Below are 18,841 nucleotides of genomic sequence, written 5' to 3' on the forward strand. Positions count from 1 at the left end.
GGGTCAGCGCGCGAACGCCGTGCCGGCCGTGGTCCCCGCGAGGAGCCAGGACGGGACGGTGACGCGCTGCGGATCCGGTGGACGCCGCGAGGCGTCGCTGGCATGGCGGGCGCGCAGGATGCGCGTCCGGGACCTCATGGTCTCGGCGTGCTCGAGGCGGGCCGCGGCGTCCTGCCGGGCGAGCTCGAACGTGATGGTGGGATGCATGGTCGGCTCCTGGACATGGCGAACCAGGGCCCGGACGGCCCTGGCAATCGGTGGTGTAGGAGAACCAGACCACGTCGGTGATACCGACGTCACACGATTTTCGTGACGTCCTGTCCCGATACGGGCACTCGTCAGGACGACTTGGCGAGCGTCCCGATCTGCTTGTCGCTCGCGTCGAGGACGACCAGCTGGTCGCCGTCGACCGTCGCGGACGCGGCCATCGACAGCCACGTGTCGACGCCTTCGCAGAACATCTGCGTCGCCGCGAACGGCGAGAACGTCACGGAGCCGTCGTCGCCGGCCTCCCACGTCCCGGACAGCTGGTTGCACCCGTCGTTCCCGGTCGCGGTGCCGTCCTCGGCCAGGGTGAGCGACGGCTTGCCCGTGGTGTTGGGCTCGCCCCAGGTGCCGACCGCGTCGCCGGCGCTCGCGGCCTGCGGGCTCGCCTTCGTCGGGCTCGTGGTCACTCCCGCGCTCGTCTCGCCCCCGCCCGGGTCGTCGTCGCTCGCGCACGCGGCGAGCGTTCCGAACGAGAAGACGGTCACCAGGGTCAGCACGGCCGCACGGCGTCCCATGTCCCGGACGCTAGCAGCGGTCCGGGATGTCTGCTTGGTCAGGATCGACCCGGTCTGCGCCCCCGGCAGGACTCGAACCTGCAACCGACGGATTAGAAGGCCGTTGCTCTATCCGTTGAGCTACGGGGGCCTGAGGTGCGGCCCAAGCCTAGACGGACCAGGCGGCCCGCGCGGTGCACGCTGAACCCGTTCGGCGGCACCCCGGCGGATCGTCCGGTTCACCCTGGTCGGGACGGATTCTCCGCGCGTTGCGTTTGGCCTGGTCAGATGCGCCCGGGAGAATGGCCCCGTGAGCGCGCAGCCCGGCACCGTGCCAGCGCAGCCAGCGACCCCTGCGCTGCCCCTGGCGGTGCGCGCGCGCCATGCCGCGAGCGACCCCCGTGAGGTGCTGGCGCGACCGCTCGCGGCGCAGTCGCTGCTGGACGCCGTCAAGGACCTGCACCGCGACGTCGAGCGCACCCGGTTCCCGCTCGACATCGAGGGCACGGCGTCCGCCCGGCAGTCGCGGGCGCGCCTCGTCGACCAGCTCGGCGAGCACCTCGTGCCGCGGCTCACCGAGCTGTCGGCGCCGGCCGTCGTCGTCGTGTCGGGGTCGACCGGCGCGGGGAAGTCGACGCTCGTGAACTCGCTGGTGGGCAGCGAGGTGAGTCAGGCCGGGGTGCTGCGGCCGACCACGCGGCAGCCCGTCCTGGTGCACCATCCGCTGGACACGGAGCTGCTGTCGCACCACCCCGTGCTCGAGTCCGTGCAGGTGGTCGCGGACGAGGCCGTGCCGCGCGGCATCGCGCTGCTCGACGCCCCCGACCTCGACTCGGTGCTCGAGTCGAACCGCGAGCAGGCCCACCGCCTGCTCGAGGCCGCCGACCTGTGGCTGTTCGTGACGACGGCTGCCCGCTACGGCGACGCGCTGCCGTGGAAGGTGCTCGAGGCGGCGGTCGAACGGGGCACGTCGATCGCGATGGTGCTCAACCGGGTCCCGCCGGCGTCGCTGCCCACCGTGCGCGGGGACCTGCTGGAGCGCCTGCGCGGGCACGGGTTGGCGGGCTCGCCCCTGTTCGTCGTGCCGGACCTCGGTCCCCACGAGGGGCTGCTCGCCCCTGCCGTCGTCGCGCCCGTGCAGCGCTGGCTCATGATGCTCGCTGGGCCGGACCGGTCGCGGACCGTTATCGGACGGACGCTGCGCGGGTCGCTCGCCGCGCTGCGGCCGTGGGTCGACGAGCTCGCGGAGGCCGTGCAGGCGCAGGCGGACGCCGCGGTGCGGATCGGCCGGGCGCTCGACGAGGCCGTCGACGGGCCCGCGGGGCAGGCCGCCGCGTCGCTGCGAGGCGGTGCGCTGGCCGACGGGGCCGTGCGGGCCCGGTGGGCTGAGCTGACGACCGACGGCGCGGTGCTCGCCGACGTCGTGCGTTCGTCGGGGCGCATCCGCGGCTCGGCCCGGGACGGCCGCGCCCGCTCCGCCGCCGTCGCCCCGCTCGTCGACGACCTCACGCGTTCCGCGGCGGCCTCGTTGGCGGCGGCCGGAGCGCATGCGGAGGACGTGTTGCGTGCGGCGCTCACGGGACCGGGTGCGCCGCACGGCGGCGCGTCCGTCGACGCGGCGTGGAGCAGCGACGGGCTGCGCCGGACGCGCGTGCAGGCCGCCGACCTGTCGGCGCGCGGCTGGACGTCGCAGGGTGCGCGCGCCGTGCGGGCCGCGCTCGTCGCGGGTCCGCCGGCCGACGCCACGCCGCGTCGACCGCGGGACGTGGCGCGCGAGGCGAAGCGGCGCGAGAAGGCGGAGCGCGCGCTCGGCGAGGCCGGGCTCGGCGCCGTCGCGCTCGCCGGCGCCGCGGGGGTCGACGAGGCGCGTGACCTGCTCGTCGACCTGCTCGGCGCCGCGGGGGAGCAGGCCGTCGCGGAGCTGCGCGCCGACCTCGGCGACCGGGTCCGGGCGCAGGTCGCGCTGGAAAGGACCTCGGTCGGCAGCGTGCTCGACGACCCCGACCTGGCCGAGGACGCCGCGTCGCGGCTGCGGCTGCGGCTCGCCGTGCTGAAGGGACTGACGTGACCGGGGCCCACACCAGGCACGACGACGCGGCCGGGGCCGGTCCGTCGTCGACGACGTCCGACGGCGTGCACCACGGGGTGCACCGCGATGTGCTGCACGGCGCCCTGCACGGGCGCGAGACCGAGCTGCTGCACGCGCGCGTCGACGCCCTCGACGCCGCGCTCGTGGTGGGCGGCCTGCGGCTCGACGAGCCGGTCGTGGGGCGCGTCGTGACGGCGGTGGACCGGGTGCGCGAGCGCCTCGAGCTCGGGGTCGACCACACGGTCGTCGCGCTCGTCGGCGGCACCGGGTCCGGCAAGTCCAGCCTGTTCAACGCCATCAGCGGCCTGCAGTTCGCGGACGTCGGCGTCAAGCGGCCGACGACGTCCGAGGTCACCGCCTGCGTGTGGGGCGAGGACGGCGGGCCGCTGCTCGACTGGCTCGGTGTCGTGCCCGACCGGCGCATCGAGCGCGAGAGCCTGCTCGACGGCGAGTCCGAGGCCGTCCTGCGCGGCCTGGTGCTGCTGGATCTGCCCGACCACGACTCGATCGCGCCCGAGCACCGCGAGACGGTCGACCGGATGCTGCCGCAGGCCGACGTGCTGGTGTGGGTCGTGGACCCGCAGAAGTACGCGGACGACGCGCTCCACACCGGCTACCTGCGCGGGCTCGTGGGGCACGAGGCGTCGATGCTCGTCGTGCTCAACCAGGTCGACACCGTGCCGGCCGACGTGCGCCCCGAGCTGGCGCGCGACGTCGCGCGGCTGCTGGTCGACGACGGACTGGTCGGCGTGCCGGTGCACGAGGTGTCGGCTCGCACGGGCGAGGGCGTGGCCGGACTGCGGGCCCGGCTCGCCGAGGGCGTCGAGACCCGGTCGCTCGCCGCTCGTCGGGCGGGGGCGGAGGTCCACGACGCCGCCGGGCTGCTCGCCGCCCAGGTCGCCGCGACCGAGCCGCCGCCGTCGGCACTCTCGGTGGCCGAGGTCGTCGACACGCTGTCCGACGCCGCCGGGCTCACGGCCGTCGCGGGTGCCGTCGCGGCCGTGGTGCGCGGCGGGTCGTCCGACCGGCCCGCGTTCGGGGCGGTGCAGGAGGACACGGTCGGGCTCGCGCGCGGACAGTGGCTCGACGCGGTGACGCCGAGCCTGCCGCGGCGCTGGGGCCAGGACGTGGCGAACCGGGTCGCGACGACCGCCGAGCTGCGGCTCGCGGTCTCCGACGCGCTCACGCAGGTCACCGTGGCGGCCCGGCGGTCGTTGCTCGCGGCGTGGCTGGTCGCGCTCGCCCTGCTGCTCGGGCTCGCGGCTGTCGTGATCGGCGGGGTCGCGGTCGGGTCCGGGCTGTCGTCGGTCCGCGCGAACCCGTGGGCGCCCGTGCTCGCGGTGGCGCTCGCCGTCGCGGCGGTGCTGGTCGGGATCGCGGCTGCCTCCACGCGGCGTGCGGCGGCGCGTCGACGGGCCGCGCGGGTGCTGCGGGACGGGCGGTCCGCGCTCGAGGGCGTCGCCCGCGGGCGGCTGCTCGAGCCGACGCAGGCGGTGCTGGCCGAGCACCGCAGGGTGCGCGAGCTCGTCGCGAGCGCGCGGGACTGATCCGCGGGCGGCCGCGAGCCGCCCACAGCCCCGGTGGTGTCGCGCGCGTTCCCGGCGGGGCCGAGGTGCCCGACGCCGGCGCCTCGGTGTCGCCGACGCTGGCCGCACCCGTCCCGCATCCCGCGGGGCACGCGGCACGGAGGACGCCATGAGCACGCACACCCTGGACCTGACCCTCGTCGGCTGGATCGGCAGCGAGGTCCGCAACTACCCGAGCACCGACGGTTCGACGGAGTTCACGTCGTTCCGGATGGCCAGCACCCGCCGGTGGTTCGACCGCCGCGAGAACGTCTGGAAGGACGGCCGGACCGAGTGGTTCACCGTCAAGCTGTGGCGGCAGGCCGCGCAGAACGCCGGGCACAGCCTGCGCAAGGGCGACCCGGTCGTGGTGCACGGCCGGCTGTCCACGGAGGAGTGGGCGTCCCCGGAAGGGCCGCGCACCACGCTCGTGATCGAGGCCGCGGCCGTCGGCCACGACCTCACGTTCGGCACGACGCACTTCCGCCGGACCCTCAACCCCGCCGCGGCCGAGCAGGCCGCGGAGGACGGGGTGGCCCCGGCCGACGTGTCCGGGTTCCCGGAGGTCACGGACGAGGACGCGCTGGTGCCGGCCGAGGACGTCGCGGTCGAGCTCGAGGACGCGGCGGTGCTCGTCGGCGCGCGCTGACAGACGCCCGACCGGGCCGGACGACGTGGAGCCGGGCTCCCCAGCCGTGATCGCCTAGGCTGGGGGACCGGCAACCACCATCCGACGACGCCCGACGTCGCCGCGGACGACGCTGCGGGCAGGACCGTGGGCTGGAGACAGCCCCACCTGCCCAGCGGCGGCGCCCCGCACGCGCCGGTCGGGCACCCGAGCACCGAGGCGGACGAAGAGCCAGTGGCTGAGTTCATCTACTCCATGTACAAGGCGCGCAAGGCGCACGGCGACAAGGTCATCCTCGACGACGTCTCGCTGAACTTCCTGCCCGGCGCCAAGATCGGCGTCGTCGGCCCGAACGGCGCGGGCAAGTCGACGATCCTCAAGATCATGGCCGGTCTCGACCAGCCGTCGAACGGCGAGGCGCGCCTGAGCCCCGGATACACGGTCGGCATCCTCATGCAGGAGCCGCCGCTGAACGACGACAAGACGGTGCTCGGCAACGTCGAGGAGGGCGTCGCCGAGATCAAGGGCAAGCTCGACCGGTACAACGAGATTTCGGCGCTCATGGCCGAGCCGGACGCCGACTTCGACGCCCTGCTCGCCGAGATGGGCCAGCTGCAGGAGGCCATCGACGCCGCCGACGCGTGGGACCTCGACACGCAGCTCGAGCAGGCGATGGACGCGCTGCGCTGCCCGCCGGCCGACGCCGACGTCAAGGTGCTGTCCGGTGGTGAGCGCCGCCGCGTCGCCCTGTGCAAGCTCCTGCTCGAGAAGCCGGACCTGCTGCTCCTCGACGAGCCGACCAACCACCTCGACGCCGAGTCGGTGCTGTGGCTCGAGCAGCACCTCAAGGACTACCAGGGCGCGATCCTCGCGGTGACCCACGACCGGTACTTCCTCGACAACATCGCGGAGTGGATCTGCGAGGTCGACCGCGGCCGGCTGTACCCGTACGAGGGCAACTACTCGACGTACCTGGAGAAGAAGCAGGAGCGCCTCCAGGTCCAGGGCAAGAAGGACGCCAAGCTCGCGAAGCGCCTCAAGGACGAGCTCGAGTGGGTCCGGTCCAACGCCAAGGGCCGCCAGACGAAGTCGAAGTCCCGTCTCGCGCGCTACGAGGAGATGGCGGCGGAGGCCGACCGCACCAGGAAGCTCGACTTCGAGGAGATCCAGATCCCGCCGGGCCCGCGCCTGGGCAACGTGGTGCTGGAGGCCAAGAACCTCGAGAAGGGCTTCGACGGGCGCACGCTCATCGACGGCCTGAGCTTCACGCTGCCGCGCAACGGCATCGTCGGCGTCATCGGCCCGAACGGCGTCGGCAAGACGACGCTGTTCAAGACGATCGTCGGGCTGGAGCCGCTCGACGGCGGCGACCTCAAGGTCGGCGAGACCGTCTCGATCTCCTACGTCGACCAGTCGCGCGGCGGCATCGACCCGAAGAAGACCCTGTGGGAGGTCGTGTCCGACGGGCTCGACTTCCTCAAGGTCGGCAACGTCGAGATGCCGTCCCGCGCGTACGTCGCGGCGTTCGGGTTCAAGGGTCCGGACCAGCAGAAGCCGGCCGGCGTGCTGTCCGGTGGTGAGCGCAACCGCCTCAACCTCGCGCTCACCCTCAAGCAGGGTGGCAACCTGCTGCTGCTCGACGAGCCCACCAACGACCTCGACGTCGAGACCCTCGGTTCGCTCGAGAACGCCCTGCTCGAGTTCCCGGGCTGCGCGGTCGTCGTGTCGCACGACCGGTGGTTCCTCGACCGGGTGGCCACGCACATCCTGGCGTACGAGGGCACCGAGGAGGACCCCGCGAACTGGTACTGGTTCGAGGGCAACTTCGCCTCGTACGAGGAGAACAAGGTGGCCCGCCTGGGCGCCGACGCGGCCCGTCCCCACCGCGTGACGTACCGCAAGCTCCGCCGCGACTGACGCCCGCCGGGCCGTGCTGGCCACGGCCCGCGACGACACGACCCGGAGGGGCCGCGACCCGATCGCGGCCCCTCCGCGGCGTTCCGCGCCCGCGCGGTGGTCGCCGCCGACGCGCGACCTGCGCGTGCGCGGGGCATCCTGGGCGACCAGGAGCGGCGCGTCCCGAGCGTCGCGGGACGGGAGCGTGCCTGTGGCGGTGAACGAGGTCGCTGCCCTCGTCGACGCCGTCACCGGTCTGCGTGCCGCCGTCGACGACGTCGCGCTGCCGTTCGAGGTCGCGTCGGCGCAGGCGGCCCGGGACGAGCGGCGTCGGCTGCTAGACCGGCTCGACGACCACCTGCTGCCACGGCTGCGGCATCCCGACGCCCCGACGCTCCTGGTGGTCGGCGGGTCGACGGGTGCGGGCAAGTCGACGCTCGTGAGCTCGCTCGTGGGCGAGCCGGTGAGCCCCGCGGGGGTGCTGCGGCCGACGACCCGGTGGCCGGTGCTGGTGCACCACCCGGACGACGCGGACCAGTTCACGGGCGACCGCGTGCTGCCCGGGCTGCCGCGCGTCACGGGCGCCGGCCCAGCGGGAGGCCGGGGGGTGCGGCTCGTCGCGTCCGAGGCGGTGCCGCCCGGGCTCGCGCTGCTCGACGCCCCCGACATCGACTCCGTCGAGGAGGCGAACCGCACGCTCGCGGTCCAGCTGCTCGGTGCGGCCGACGCGTGGCTGTTCGTGACCACGGCCGCTCGGTACGCGGACGCGGTGCCGTGGGAGCTGCTGGCGGACGCCTCGCGGCGCCGGACCCACCTGGCCCTGGTGCTCGACCGCGTCGACGCCGCCGACGCCCCCGCGGTGGCGGCGCACCTGCGGGTCATGCTCGACGAGCGCGGGCTCGCCGGGACGCCGGTGCTGCTGGTCCCGGAGTCCCGACCGGACGACGACGGGCTGCTTCCCGAGCAGGCCGTCGCGGCCGTCGCGTCGTGGGCGACCGACCTGGCGCTCGACCCGGCGATCCGGGAGCGGGCGCTCGCGGCGACGCGGGACGGCTCCGCACAGGAGGCGGCCCGCGCCGCGAGGGCGCTCGCCGACGCCGCCGACGACCAGCGCGCGGCCGCCGACCGGCTGCGGAGCGCCGTGGTCGCGTCCTACGCGTCGGCGCGCGAGCTCGTCGCGGAGCGCACGTCCGACGGGTCGATGCTGCGCGGCGAGGTGCTCGCCCGGTGGCAGGACGTCGTCGGCACGGGTGAGTGGGTGCGGTCGATCGAGAGCGGGGTGGCGCGGCTGCGGGACCGGATCTCGGCGGGCCTGCGCGGCCGGCGGGCGGCGGACCCCACGATGGCCGAGGCCGTCGGCCACGGGCTCGAGGCGGTCGTGCTGGACGCGGCGCAGGACGCGGCGGCCCGGGCGCACGCCGACTGGTACCACGACCCCGCCGGGCACGCGCTGCTCGACGGTCTCGCGCTGTCGCGCGCGTCGGCCGACCTGCGGGAACGGGTGGACGCGGCCGTGCGCGCCTGGCAGGGCGACGTGCTGGACCTGGTCCGCGAGGAGGGCGCCGGCCGGCGCTCGACGGCCCGCGCGCTGTCGTTCGGGGTCAACGGCCTCGGCGCCGCCCTGATGGTCGCGGTGTTCGCTTCGACCGGCGGACTCACGGGCGCCGAGGTGGGGATCGTCGGCGGGACGGCGCTGCTCGCGCAGCGGCTGCTCGAGGCGGTGTTCGGCGACGAGGCGGTGCGACGCCTGACCCGGACGGCCCACGAGCGGCTGGACCAGCGCGTCGGTGAGCTGCTCGACGCGGAGGCGGCCCGCTACTTCGCGCTGCTCGACCCGGTGGCCGCGCTGGTGCGCGACGGCGGTGCAGTGCGGTCGCGGGCCTCGCTCGTCGAGACGGCCGCCCGCACGGTTGCGGTGGTCCCGCCGGAGGCCACCGGGCGAAGGAACTCCACGGGTCCCGGCCTGCGCGGCGCCGCGGCCGGTGGTGTCCCGGCGGCCGGCGAGGCGGACGCGCAGGGCGACGCACCGCGCGAGGGCTGGTGGCGGCGGTGGCGCCGCGGGAGGTCGGGGTGAGCCCGTCGAGCGCGTCCCGACCGACCGACGCGCGCGCCCGCGTCGACGCCCTCGACGAGGCGGCAGCACTGGGGCGCCGGTGGCTCCCGGCCGAGGTGCTCGTCCGCGCGGACGCCGTCGTCGAGCGTGCCCGGCGGCGGCTGGCACTGTCCGGCGAGCACACCGTGGTCGCACTCGCGGGGCCGACCGGCGCCGGCAAGTCGTCGCTCGTCAACGCGCTCGCGGGGACGGCAGTGGCCCGCCCGGGGATCCTGCGGCCCACGACGGGACGTCCGCTCGCCGTGCTCGTCCCGGACGCGACGCAGACGGCGCCGTCCGCGGGCCTGACACCCGGCCACGAGCGAGAGCCTGCGTCGACGAGCACCCGGGACCGCCCCTGGCGACGGCGCGCGCGGGCCGGGACGCCCGCGTCCACGCCGCCCGCCGGGCCGCACGAGCTGCTGGACTGGCTGGAGGTCGACGACCGGACCGTCGTCGACCCGGTGGGCTCGCCGCTGTCGCTGGCCACGGGCCTCGTGCTGCTCGACCTGCCCGACCACGACTCGGTCGTCGCCGAGCACCGGGCGGTCGCGGAGCGCCTGTACGACCGCGTCGACCTGCTCGTCTGGGTCGTCGACCCGCAGAAGTACGCCGACGCGGCCCTGCACGTGCGGTACCTGCGGCCGCTCGCGGGCCACGAGACGGTCGTCGTCCTCGTGCTCAACCAGGTGGACCGGCTGGCCCCGGACGACGCGCGCGCGTGCCTCGCGGACCTGCGGCGCATCGTCGCGGCCGACGGCCTCGCGGGTGCCCGGGTGCTCGGCGTGAGCGCGACGACCGGCGAGGGCGTCGACGAGCTCCGGGCGCTGCTCGCGGAGGCCGCGCGTCGGCGCCGAGCCGCGACGGACCGGGTGCTCGCGGACGTCCGGTCGAGCGCCGAGGCCGTCGTCGAGGCGTGCGGCGACGCACCCCGGCAGTCGGTCCCGCGACAGGCGCGGGCGGCCCTCGTCGACGCGCTCGAGGATGCGGCCGGCGTGCGGGCCGTCGTCGAGGCGACGAGAGTCTCGTCCGTCCGTCGGGCCCGCGCCGCCACCGGATGGCCGCCGACGCGCTGGATCGGTGGCTGGCGGGCGGACCCGCTGCGACGGCTCGGCCTGGGCGGTGCCCGCCGGTCGCCGGTCGCGCGCCGCGGAACGCCGGACGGCGCACCCGACACGTCGGCGACCCGGCGGAGCTCGTTCCCCGGTCCCGGCGCTCCGGCACGGGCGCGCGCGGCCCTCGCGGTCCGGGGCTACGTCGACGCAGCCACGGCGGGCGCACCCGACGCGTGGGTGCTCGAGGCGCGCGGCACGGTCGGGGCCGAGGACCTCGTCGACGCGCTCGACCAGGCCGTCGTCCGCGTCGACGCCGCGTCCGGGCCGGACCCGCGGTGGTGGCGGGCGGTGGCTGTCGTGCAGTGGGCCGTGCTGGGCGTCGCGCTCGCGGGTGTCCTCTGGCTCGTCGCGCTCGCCGTCGTCGGGTACCTGCGTCTGCCCGAGCCGCCGACGCCGACGTGGGGCACGGTCCCGTGGCCCACCGTGCTCGCGGTCGGTGGCGCGGCGCTCGGCGTGCTCGTCGCCCTGGTGGCCCGCGTCGCGGCGTCGGTCGGTGCGCGGCGCCGGGCGGCCGGCGTCCGTCGGGCGTTGCGGGCCGCGGTGGACGACGTCGCCGGCCGACTGGTCGTCGACCCCCTCGCGGCCGACCAGGCGGCACGTGACGGCTGCCGTCAGGCGGCGGCCCGGGCGGCCGGCCGACGCTGAGCGCGGCAGGACCGACGACCCCGCATAGGATCGGCCGGTCGAAGGAGGTCGGATGGCTCGGCTCGAGGTCCCGGTGCAGCTGCGCTGGTCCGACATGGACGCGTACGCGCACGTCAACAACGTGGAGATGCTGCGGCTCCTCGAAGAAGCGCGCATCGAGGCGTTCTGGAGCCACCCGGTCGACGCGGACGGCACGCGCCCCGACGGTGCCTGGTCGACGGCCGTGCTCGACGCGGGGCCGCGGGCCACGATGTCGACGCTCATCGCGCACCAGGAGATCGAGTACCTCCTGCCCCTCGGCTACCAGCGCCGCCCGGTGGTCGTCGAGATGTGGATCGGGCGGCTCGGCGGCGCGAGCCTCGAGGTCTGCTACGAGGTGCGCGACCGTCCCGCGGCCGAGGAGGGGAGCGCGGTGCACGCGCGTGCGACCACGACGATCGTGCTGGTCGACACCACGACCGGCCGGCCGCAGCGGATCGGCCCCGCGGAGCGGGCGGCGTGGGAGCCGTTCGTCGAGGAGCCGCTCACGTTCCGTCGGCGGCGCTGACCGGCCCGACGTCGGTGCGGGCCCGCTCGACGCGCTCCGCGGCCCGCGCGATGTTGCGCTGCATGCCGCCGAACACGATCCCGTGGAACGGGTAGACGGACCACCAGTAGAGCTGGCCGGCGAGCCCGCGCGGATGGAACAGGGCGCGCTGGACGAACGTCGTCGGCGCGCGGCGCGGGTCGTCGCCCTCGACGCGCAGCTCGAGCCACGCGAGGCCCGGGACCCGCATCTCGGCACGCAGCCGGAGCAGCGCGACAGGCTCGACGGCCTCCACGCGCCAGAAGTCCACCGCGTCGTCGACGAGGAGCGTCCACGGGTCGCGCCGCCCGCGCCGCAGGCCGGGACCGCCGACGAGCCGGTCCGCGAGGCCGCGCACCTGCCACGCGAGCGGCCACGAGTACCAGCCCCGCTCGCCGCCCAGAGCTTCGAGCACGCGCCACAGCGCGGCCGGGGACGCGTCGACCTCGGTGCGGCGCTCGTCGACGTAGAGGGACCCGCCCGCCCAGTCGGGGTCCGTCGGCAGGGGGTCGCTCGGCGCGCCCGCGACGGACGCGGACGTCCACCGGGTCGCCACGGCCGCGTCGTGCACACGCTGCAGGGCCAGCCGCACGGCCCGGTCGAACCCGACGAGGCCGCCCGGCGGGTCGGGGACGTGGTCGGCGATGTCGTGCTCGTCGCACACGACCTCGTGCACCAGGGACTCCACGAGCGGCCGGGCGAGGCCCGACGGCACGGGCGTCACGAGCGAGACCCACAGGCTCGACAGGCGGGGCGTCAGCACGCCGACCCCCACGATGACCCGACGCGGCAGGCCGGCGACCGCGGCGTACCGCTGCATCATGTCGCGGTACGTGAGCACGTCGGGCCCACCGATGTCGAAGCCGCGGCTCACGTCGGGCGGCATCGCGGCGCTGCCGACGAGGTACCGGAGCACGTCGCGGATGGCGATCGGCTGGATGCGGTTGTCGACCCACCGCGGCACCGTCATCGCAGGCAACCGCTCGGTGAGGTAGCGCATCATCTCGAACGACGCGGAGCCGGAGCCGAGGATGACGGCGGCTCGCAGCACCGTCGTCGGGACGCCAGACGCGAGCAGGATCTCGCCGACCTCGGTGCGTGACTGCAGGTGCGGCGACAGCTCCTCGCCCTCGGGGTGGAGCCCGCCCAGGTACACGATCCGCCCGACACCCGCCTCCCGCGCCGCCTGCGCGAACACGAGCGCGGTGTGCCGGTCGCGGGCCTCGAACGAGCGGCCCGACCCGAGCGAGTGGATGAGGTAGTACGCGACGTCGACGCCCTCCAGGGCGGGCCGGACCGCACCGAGGTCCGACGCGTCGGCCGTCGCCACCTCCACGTCGTCGTACCAGGGCTGGGAGCGCAGGCGGTCGGGGTTGCGTGCCACGGCGCGGACCCGGTACCCGGCGGCGAGCAGCTCGGGCACGAGCCGCCCGCCGACGTACCCGGTGACTCCCGTGACGGCCGCGAGCGGGGCGTCGGGCCGCGGCCGTCCGTCCGGTCCGGGACCGGGGGCGAGGCCGGTGAGCGTCCGTGCCACCGGTTCGGGTGCGAGGTCGTCGGGAGCGACGACGCCGGTGCGCGGCGGACGAGCGGGATCGGCGTGGTTCATGGCGTCAGCATCCTCAACGTCTCGCGCTCGGCGACGGCCTGCGAGCGGGTCGGCCGGATCGTCGTGCCCTGCGCCCAGAGGTCCACGACGCGCGGGTCGATGTACGACGCGCGGCAGACGGCCGGCGTGTTGCCGAGCTCCTCGGCCACGTCCTTGACGACCTGCGTGACGACGCGTCGGCGACCGCGCTCCGACCGCGGCGGCGCGCCGGCGGCCGCGAGCCCCCGGGCGGCCAGCACGGTCGCGTGCCACGTGCGGAAGTCCTTCGGTGTGGCGTCGGCGCCGAGCCGCTCCTTGACGGCCGTGCCGACGTCGGCGCTCGTGACGTCGTGCCAGCCCGACCCGTCCTGCCACGCGAGCAGCTCGGCCCCGGGGTCGTCGCGCCGCACCAGGAGCCGCACGGCGGCCGCGACCTGGTCGTCCTCCACGACCGTGTCCCGCACCTGCCCGGACTTCGCGGGGAACTGCAGGTGCACCCGGCCCTCCGTCCCGTCCGGTGCCGGCGGCAGCACCGTCGCGTGCTCACGCAGCAGCGTCGCGAGGCCGTACGAACCGTGCCGGGCCGCATACCCCTCGCCGCCCACGCGCAGGTATGCGAGGTCGAGCAGGCGGAACGCCAGGGCGAGCGCCTTCTCCCGAGGCATGCCGTCGAGCGCGAGCTCGCGGCGCACGCGCCGCCGGGCGGCCGGCAGGTGCCGCGCGACGTCGAGCACGTGGTCGTGCTTGAGCCGGTCGCGCCGGACGCGCCACTGCTGGTGGTACAGGTACTGCCGGCGCAGGGCGTCGTCGAGGCCGGCGGCCTGGATGTGGCCGTTGGGCCAGGGACTGATCCAGACGTCCTTCCAGGCCGGCGGGATCGCGAGCGCGACGATGCGGTCCAGGTGCTCGTCGTCCGTGATCCTCGCGCGGTCCAGGTCGAGGTACACGAAACCTCGGCCCGCCCGGCGGCGGGTCCACCCCGGCGCGTCGATGCGGACACGTCGGAGCCTGGCCATGCCGCTCAGTGTCACCTGCGGTTGTCCGGAGCGCGCGTCGGCCGCTGCTAGGCTGCGCGCCGCCACCGTCGGGACGGGGGTCGGCCGCGGGGCCGACGGACGACGGACGGGACGGTGGCGCGGTGCGCTTCAACCCACCGCCGAACTGGCCGGTCGAGCCCGGCTTCACGCCGCCGCGCGGCTGGGAGCCCGACCCTGCGTGGCCACGACCGCCCGCCGGCTGGCGGACCTGGCTGCCCGACGAGCCGCACGTGGTCCTCCGGCGCGACCAGCTCCGTGCGGCCGCCGTGCTCGGCGCCGGCGAGGCCGTCGCGCTCGCGGGCGTGATCGGTGCCGCGGTGGCGGCGCTGCGCGGAGAGTCCTGGCTCGGCTGGGTCGTGCTCGCCGTTCTCGGCGTCGCGGTCACGGTCGTCGGCGTCCGGAAGCTGCGCGGGGTCCGCCTGGACGGTGCTCCGCGGCCCGGACGCGGGCTGCGGTGGGCGCTCGCGGTCGCGACCTCGGTCGTGGTGGTCGTGGGCGTCGGTGCGGGCGCGGTGGTCGTGCAGACGGCTCTGCTCGAGCCGACGGACGGGACGTGCGCGGTCGTCGACGAGTACGTGCACCTCGTCCTGTGCGTCGCGCCGCACGACGTCGTCGTCGAACGCTCGATCGACGACCCGGCGTGCTGCCCGCAGGACCTCGCCGCCTGGGTGCCGGGCTACTGGTACTCGCTGCACGACGACGGGTGGGTGTGCCTGCTCGACGCCCACCTGGAGGCGCCCGACGGGTCCGTCGTCGCGGGCTGACGACGGTGCGGGCGTGCGGTCGGTCCGCGGCGATCGACCTCACCCGACCTCAGTCGGCGAAGCGGACCATGCCCTCCTGGGCGATCGACGCGACGAGCACGCCGTCCCGCGTGAACACGCGCGCGGCACCGAGCCCGCGCCCGCCCTGGGCGCTCGGTGTCGACTGCACGAACAGCAACCACTCGTCGACCTGCACGTCGCGGTGCCACCACATCGCGTGGTCGAGGCTCGCGATCGACAGCCCGGGCGAGATCCACGAACGGCCGGCCCGGCGCAGGATCGGCTCGAGCATCACCTGGTCGCACGCGTACGCCAGGAGCGCGCGCTGCAGCAGCTGGTCGCCGGCGGGCACCGGCCCACGCGACCTGAACCACACCTTCTGCTGTCCGGACGTGTCGCGCGCGGGCCGCAGGTTCACGTTGTCGCCGACGTGCCGCACGTCGAACGCCGCCTCGTGCGCCCAGAACCGCGCGACGGGGTGGTCGATGCCGTCGAGCCGCTCGTGCACCGACGTCAGCCCTTCCGGCCCCGGCACGTCGGCGGGCATCTCGTCGGCGTAGTCGAGGCCGGGCTGCTCCTCCTGGAACGACGCGATCATCGACAGGATCGGCACCCCGCCCTGCAGCGCGTGAGTCCGCCGGGCCGAGAACGACCGTCCGTCCCGCAGCCGCTCCACCGCGAAGCAGATGGGCTCCCGGACGTCGCCGGGGCGCAGGAAGTAGCCGTGCATCGAGTGGGGGAGCCGGTCGGCGTCGAGCGTGCGCCCCGCGGCGAGCAGCGCCTGGGCGAGCACCTGGCCGCCGAACACCCGCCCGCCCGGCTGCTGCAGGCTTCGCCCGGTGAACGTGTCCGGCGACCCCGCGTCGGCCTCGAGGTCGAGGATGTCGAGCACGGGAGCGGTGGGGTCGATCGTCATCGGGTCAGTCCTCGAAGGTGTTGAGCATCGAGTGCGCCGCGCGCTCCAGGTAGTCCCAGAGCTCCGCACGGTGCAGGGGGGCGAGGTCGAGCGAGTCGACGGCGGCGCGCATGTGCAGCAGCCAGCGGTCGCGGGCGTCGGGGTTCACCTTGAACGGGGCGTGCCGCATGCGCAGGCGCGGGTGGCCGCGCTGGTCCGAGTACGTCGTCGGGCCGCCCCAGTACTGCTCGAGGAACATCGTGAGCCGCTCGGCCGCCGGGCCGAGGTCGTCCTCGGGGTACATGTCCCGCAGCACCCGGTCGTCGGCGACACCGCGGTAGAACTCGTCGACGAGCTTGACGAACGTGGCGTGACCACCGACGGCGTCGTAGAAGGAGTCAGGCCTCACGGCGACCATCCTCACACGTGCGCAGGACCCGTCCGGCGCCCCGGGAGGGCGAACCGGTGGCCACGACCGTGAGCCCCGTTACAGGCCCAGCTCCTCGAGCACCGGCAGACCCTGACGGACGACCGCCCGAGCGTCCTGCGCGGTCGGGGACGCGAGCGCGAGCTGCGCCAGGCGACGGCACTCGTCGATCGTGGTCGACGCCAGGACCGCCGCGACGTCGGGCAGCGCTCGCGGCGTCATCGACAGCGACGACACCCCGAGCCCGACGAGCACGACGGCCAGCGCCGGCACCGCCGCGGCCTCGCCGCAGACGCCGACCGGGCGGCCCTGGGCCGCACCTCCCCGGCACGTCGCGGCGACGAGCTGCAGGACCGCCGGCTGCCACGCGTCGGACAGGTGCGCGACCGCGCCGAGCATCCGGTCGGCCGCCATCGCGTACTGCGTGAGGTCGTTGGTGCCGATGCTCGCGAACCCCGCGTGCGCGAGGATCGGGCCTGCCAGGAGGGCCGCACTGGGCACCTCGACCATCACGCCGGCGGTCGTGAGCCCGTGCCGCGCGCACGCGGCGACGAAATGCTCCGTCTCGTCGACCGTGGCCACCATCGGCGCCATGACCCATACCTGCGCGGACTCGGCCTTCGCCGCCTGGGCGATCGCGGCGAGCTGGTCCTCGAGCACACGCGGGTGCCCGACGGCGGTGCGCAGGCCGCGCACGCCGAGTGCCGGGTTCGTCTCGGGGTCGCCCGCGAGGAACGGCATCGGCTTGTCGGCACCCGCGTCGAGCGTCCGCACGACGACCTTGCGGCCCGGGAACGCGGCGAGCACCTGCCGGTACGCCGCGACCTGCTCGTCGAGCGTGGGAGCCTCGGCACGGTCGAGGAACGCGAACTCGGTCCGGAACAGCCCGACGCCCTCGGCGCCGGCGGCGGCGGTCGGCGCCGCGTCCGCGGGGTCGCCCACGTTGGCCAGCAGCTCGACGCGGTGCCCGTCCGCGGTGCGGCCCACCCCGTCGAACGTGCGCACCTGACCGGCGAGCGCGAGCGCGGCAGCGACCTGGTCGTCGTCCGGCGCGAGCGTGACGGTCCCCGCGCTGCCGTCCACGAGCACGACGTCGCCCTCGCCGACGAGCACGTCGACGCCGCGGGCGGCCACGACGCCGGGGATGCCGCGGGAGCGCGCGAGGATCGCGGTGTGCGACGTGGGACCACCCTCGGACGTGACGACCGCGCGGACCGTGCTCGGGTCGAGCGTCGCGACGAGCGCCGGCGCCAGGTCGGTCGCGACCAGGACGTACGGCTCGTCGCGGACCGGCAGACCCGGCGCCGGACGCCCCGTGAGGTCGGCGACCAGGCGGTCCCGGACGTCGGCGATGTCCCGCGCGAGGTCGGCGAGATGGCCGCCGAGCGCCTCGAACTGCGCGGCGACCGCGTCCGCGGCCTCCCACACGGCACGCTCCGGCACGAGCCGGTCGTCGACCACGCGCTGCGTCGCGTCGGCGACGAGCGTCGGGTCCGTGGCGATCGCGGCCGTCGCCCGCAGGACGCCCGCGGCGTCGCCGGTCGCGCGGTCGGCCGCGGCCTCGAGCTCGGCCTGCACGCGCGTGGACGCCACGGCGATGCGCGCGGCCTCGGCGGCGTAGTCCGTGCCCGGCGGCAGGCGGCGGCCTGACGGGGGTTCCGCGACCGGGTCGGGCAGCAGGGCCACGGGGGCGACCACGCGACCCGGGCTCACACCGATGCCGCTGATGACCGTGGCGGGGTGCGGACTCACCTGGACTGACCTCCTCGTCGACCTGAGGCAGTCTCGCCCTTCCGGCCGCGCCGGTGCAAAGCCGGAACGACCGCGAAGGACCGGCAGGTCAGGGTTACGCTGGACACCGTGCGCCGACCAGCCGGCGCCGGTCGATCCGGGGAGTTCCATGAGCAAGGCAGAGCAGATCCTCGCAGCGCTGGGTGGCGACACGAACGTCGTCGACCTCGAGCCGTGCATCACGCGGCTGCGCGTCGAGGTCACCGACGCACACCTCGTCGACGAGGCGGCCCTCAAGGCCAGCGGTGCGTTCGGTGTGGTCCGCTCCGGTCGCATCGTCCAGGTGATCGTCGGTCCCGAGGCTGACAACCTCGCAGCCGAGCTCGACACGCTGCGCTGACCGTCCCGACCCGGGTCGCCCCCCGATGAGCACGCTGCGGATCGTGAGTCCGCTGGCCGGTGTCGTGCGCCCCGTGTCGGCCGTCCCCGATCCTGTGTTCGCGGACGAGATCGTCGGACCCGGGGTGGCCGTCGAACCGTTGCGGACGCAGTCCCAGGTCGTCGTCGCCCCCGCCGACGGCATCGTCGGCGCCCTCCACGCCCACGCGTTCGCGCTCGAGCTCCCCGACGACAGGTCGGTGCTCGTGCACCTCGGGATCGACACCGTGCGCCTCGCGGGGCAGGGGTTCACGCTGCACGTCGAGCGTGGCACGCGGGTGTCCGCGGGGGACCCGCTCGTCACGTGGTCGCCCGTCGACGTCGCGGCCGCCGGGCTCGCGACCGTGTGCCCCGTCGTGGCGCTCCAGGCCGACCGCGACCTGCTCGAGCTGCTGGTCGAGGACGGCGCGACCGTCCGGGCCGGAGACCCGCTGCTCGACTGGCACTGACCCGGCTCGACCGGCGCCGACCTGAGTCGACCTGGACCGATCCGCCTGCGACCGGACCGGCCCGACGGGACCGGTCCGACCGGGCCGGCCGCGCCGCACCGGCCGGACCGCACCAGCCCGACCGCACCAGCCCGACCGCACCAGCCCGACCGCACC

General features: G+C 75.6%; 17 protein-coding genes and 1 tRNA gene. 10 read left to right on the top strand and 8 right to left on the bottom strand.

What is annotated here, in order from left to right; translation table 11 throughout:
* Window positions 1-3 precede the first annotated feature (3 nt).
* The 3 genes from J7523_RS09510 to J7523_RS09520 form a co-directional block, all read right to left on the bottom strand.
* Entirely contained in the window at window positions 4-207 is a 204-nt protein-coding gene (locus J7523_RS09510; RefSeq protein ID WP_291885403.1) for a hypothetical protein, read from the bottom strand.
* Between the two features lie 131 nt (window positions 208-338).
* The gene (locus tag J7523_RS09515; RefSeq protein ID WP_291885406.1) at window positions 339-782 is read right to left on the bottom strand and encodes an META domain-containing protein; all 444 of its coding nucleotides are present in this window, start codon (window positions 780-782) and stop codon (window positions 339-341) included.
* Between the two features lie 57 nt (window positions 783-839).
* A tRNA-Arg gene (locus tag J7523_RS09520) sits at window positions 840-912 on the bottom strand.
* 159 nt (window positions 913-1,071) lie between these two features.
* Here J7523_RS09520 and J7523_RS09525 point away from each other — a divergent pair.
* The 7 genes from J7523_RS09525 to J7523_RS09555 all read left to right on the top strand — a co-directional run bounded on the left by J7523_RS09525 (window position 1,072) and on the right by J7523_RS09555 (window position 11,338).
* Window positions 1,072-2,829 (top strand): GTPase domain-containing protein, encoded by a 1,758-nt coding sequence (locus tag J7523_RS09525; protein WP_291885408.1) that lies wholly within the window; start codon window positions 1,072-1,074, stop codon window positions 2,827-2,829.
* On the top strand, window positions 2,826-4,397 hold the full coding sequence (locus J7523_RS09530) for a GTPase (protein ID WP_291885410.1): 1,572 nt from the start codon (window positions 2,826-2,828) through the stop codon (window positions 4,395-4,397). The genes J7523_RS09525 and J7523_RS09530 overlap by 4 nt, the downstream gene beginning before the upstream one ends.
* A gap of 148 nt (window positions 4,398-4,545) precedes the next feature.
* A complete protein-coding gene (locus tag J7523_RS09535) occupies window positions 4,546-5,064 on the top strand; it encodes a single-stranded DNA-binding protein (protein WP_291885412.1) in 519 nt (172 codons plus the stop codon).
* 213 nt (window positions 5,065-5,277) lie between these two features.
* A complete protein-coding gene (ettA, locus tag J7523_RS09540; protein ID WP_291885415.1) occupies window positions 5,278-6,960 on the top strand; it encodes an energy-dependent translational throttle protein EttA in 1,683 nt (560 codons plus the stop codon).
* 184 nt (window positions 6,961-7,144) lie between these two features.
* A complete protein-coding gene (locus J7523_RS09545) occupies window positions 7,145-9,013 on the top strand; it encodes an ABC transporter (RefSeq protein ID WP_291885417.1) in 1,869 nt (622 codons plus the stop codon).
* The gene (locus J7523_RS09550; protein WP_291885419.1) at window positions 9,010-10,791 is read left to right on the top strand and encodes a dynamin family protein; all 1,782 of its coding nucleotides are present in this window, start codon (window positions 9,010-9,012) and stop codon (window positions 10,789-10,791) included. Before J7523_RS09545 ends, J7523_RS09550 begins: the two co-directional genes overlap by 4 nt.
* 52 nt (window positions 10,792-10,843) lie before the next feature.
* On the top strand, window positions 10,844-11,338 hold the full coding sequence (locus J7523_RS09555; RefSeq protein ID WP_291885422.1) for a thioesterase family protein: 495 nt from the start codon (window positions 10,844-10,846) through the stop codon (window positions 11,336-11,338).
* Here J7523_RS09555 and J7523_RS09560 read toward each other — a convergent pair.
* Together J7523_RS09560 and J7523_RS09565 are read right to left on the bottom strand one after the other, a co-directional pair.
* Complete coding sequence (locus tag J7523_RS09560) at window positions 11,316-12,965, bottom strand: SDR family oxidoreductase (protein ID WP_291885425.1); 1,650 nt, start codon at window positions 12,963-12,965, stop codon at window positions 11,316-11,318. The genes J7523_RS09555 and J7523_RS09560 overlap by 23 nt on opposite strands.
* Window positions 12,962-13,960: a DNA topoisomerase IB gene (locus J7523_RS09565; RefSeq protein ID WP_291885428.1), complete on the bottom strand. Its 999-nt coding sequence runs from the start codon at window positions 13,958-13,960 to the stop codon at window positions 12,962-12,964. Before J7523_RS09565 ends, J7523_RS09560 begins: the two co-directional genes overlap by 4 nt.
* A gap of 122 nt (window positions 13,961-14,082) precedes the next feature.
* Between J7523_RS09565 and J7523_RS09570 the strand changes: the two genes are divergently transcribed.
* Window positions 14,083-14,745 carry a hypothetical protein gene (locus tag J7523_RS09570; RefSeq protein WP_291885433.1) on the top strand — a complete coding sequence of 221 codons (663 nt, stop codon included), beginning with the start codon at window positions 14,083-14,085 and terminating at the stop codon, window positions 14,743-14,745.
* A 49-nt stretch (window positions 14,746-14,794) separates the two neighbouring features.
* On the opposite strand, the gene J7523_RS09575 is transcribed toward J7523_RS09570, so the two are convergent.
* From J7523_RS09575 to ptsP, 3 genes are all read right to left on the bottom strand, one after another.
* Window positions 14,795-15,661 (bottom strand): acyl-CoA thioesterase II, encoded by an 867-nt coding sequence (locus J7523_RS09575; protein WP_291885436.1) that lies wholly within the window; start codon window positions 15,659-15,661, stop codon window positions 14,795-14,797.
* Between the two features lie 4 nt (window positions 15,662-15,665).
* A complete protein-coding gene (locus J7523_RS09580; protein WP_291885439.1) occupies window positions 15,666-16,049 on the bottom strand; it encodes a globin in 384 nt (127 codons plus the stop codon).
* Window positions 16,050-16,127: 78 nt separating this feature from the next.
* Window positions 16,128-17,819: a phosphoenolpyruvate--protein phosphotransferase gene (gene ptsP, locus J7523_RS09585; protein ID WP_291885442.1), complete on the bottom strand. Its 1,692-nt coding sequence runs from the start codon at window positions 17,817-17,819 to the stop codon at window positions 16,128-16,130.
* Between ptsP and J7523_RS09590 the strand changes: the two genes are divergently transcribed.
* Complete coding sequence (locus J7523_RS09590) at window positions 17,794-18,198, top strand: PTS glucose/sucrose transporter subunit IIB (protein ID WP_291885468.1); 405 nt, start codon at window positions 17,794-17,796, stop codon at window positions 18,196-18,198. The two genes, ptsP and J7523_RS09590, sit on opposite strands and share 26 nt — an antisense overlap.
* 43 nt (window positions 18,199-18,241) lie before the next feature.
* Window positions 18,242-18,685, top strand: a complete 444-nt coding sequence (locus J7523_RS09595; RefSeq protein WP_363266761.1) for a PTS glucose transporter subunit IIA — start codon at window positions 18,242-18,244, stop codon at window positions 18,683-18,685.
* The last annotated feature ends 156 nt before the right edge of the window (window positions 18,686-18,841 follow it).

The organism is Cellulomonas sp. (assembly GCF_017744555.1).
Taxonomy (GTDB): domain Bacteria; phylum Actinomycetota; class Actinomycetes; order Actinomycetales; family Cellulomonadaceae; genus Cellulomonas.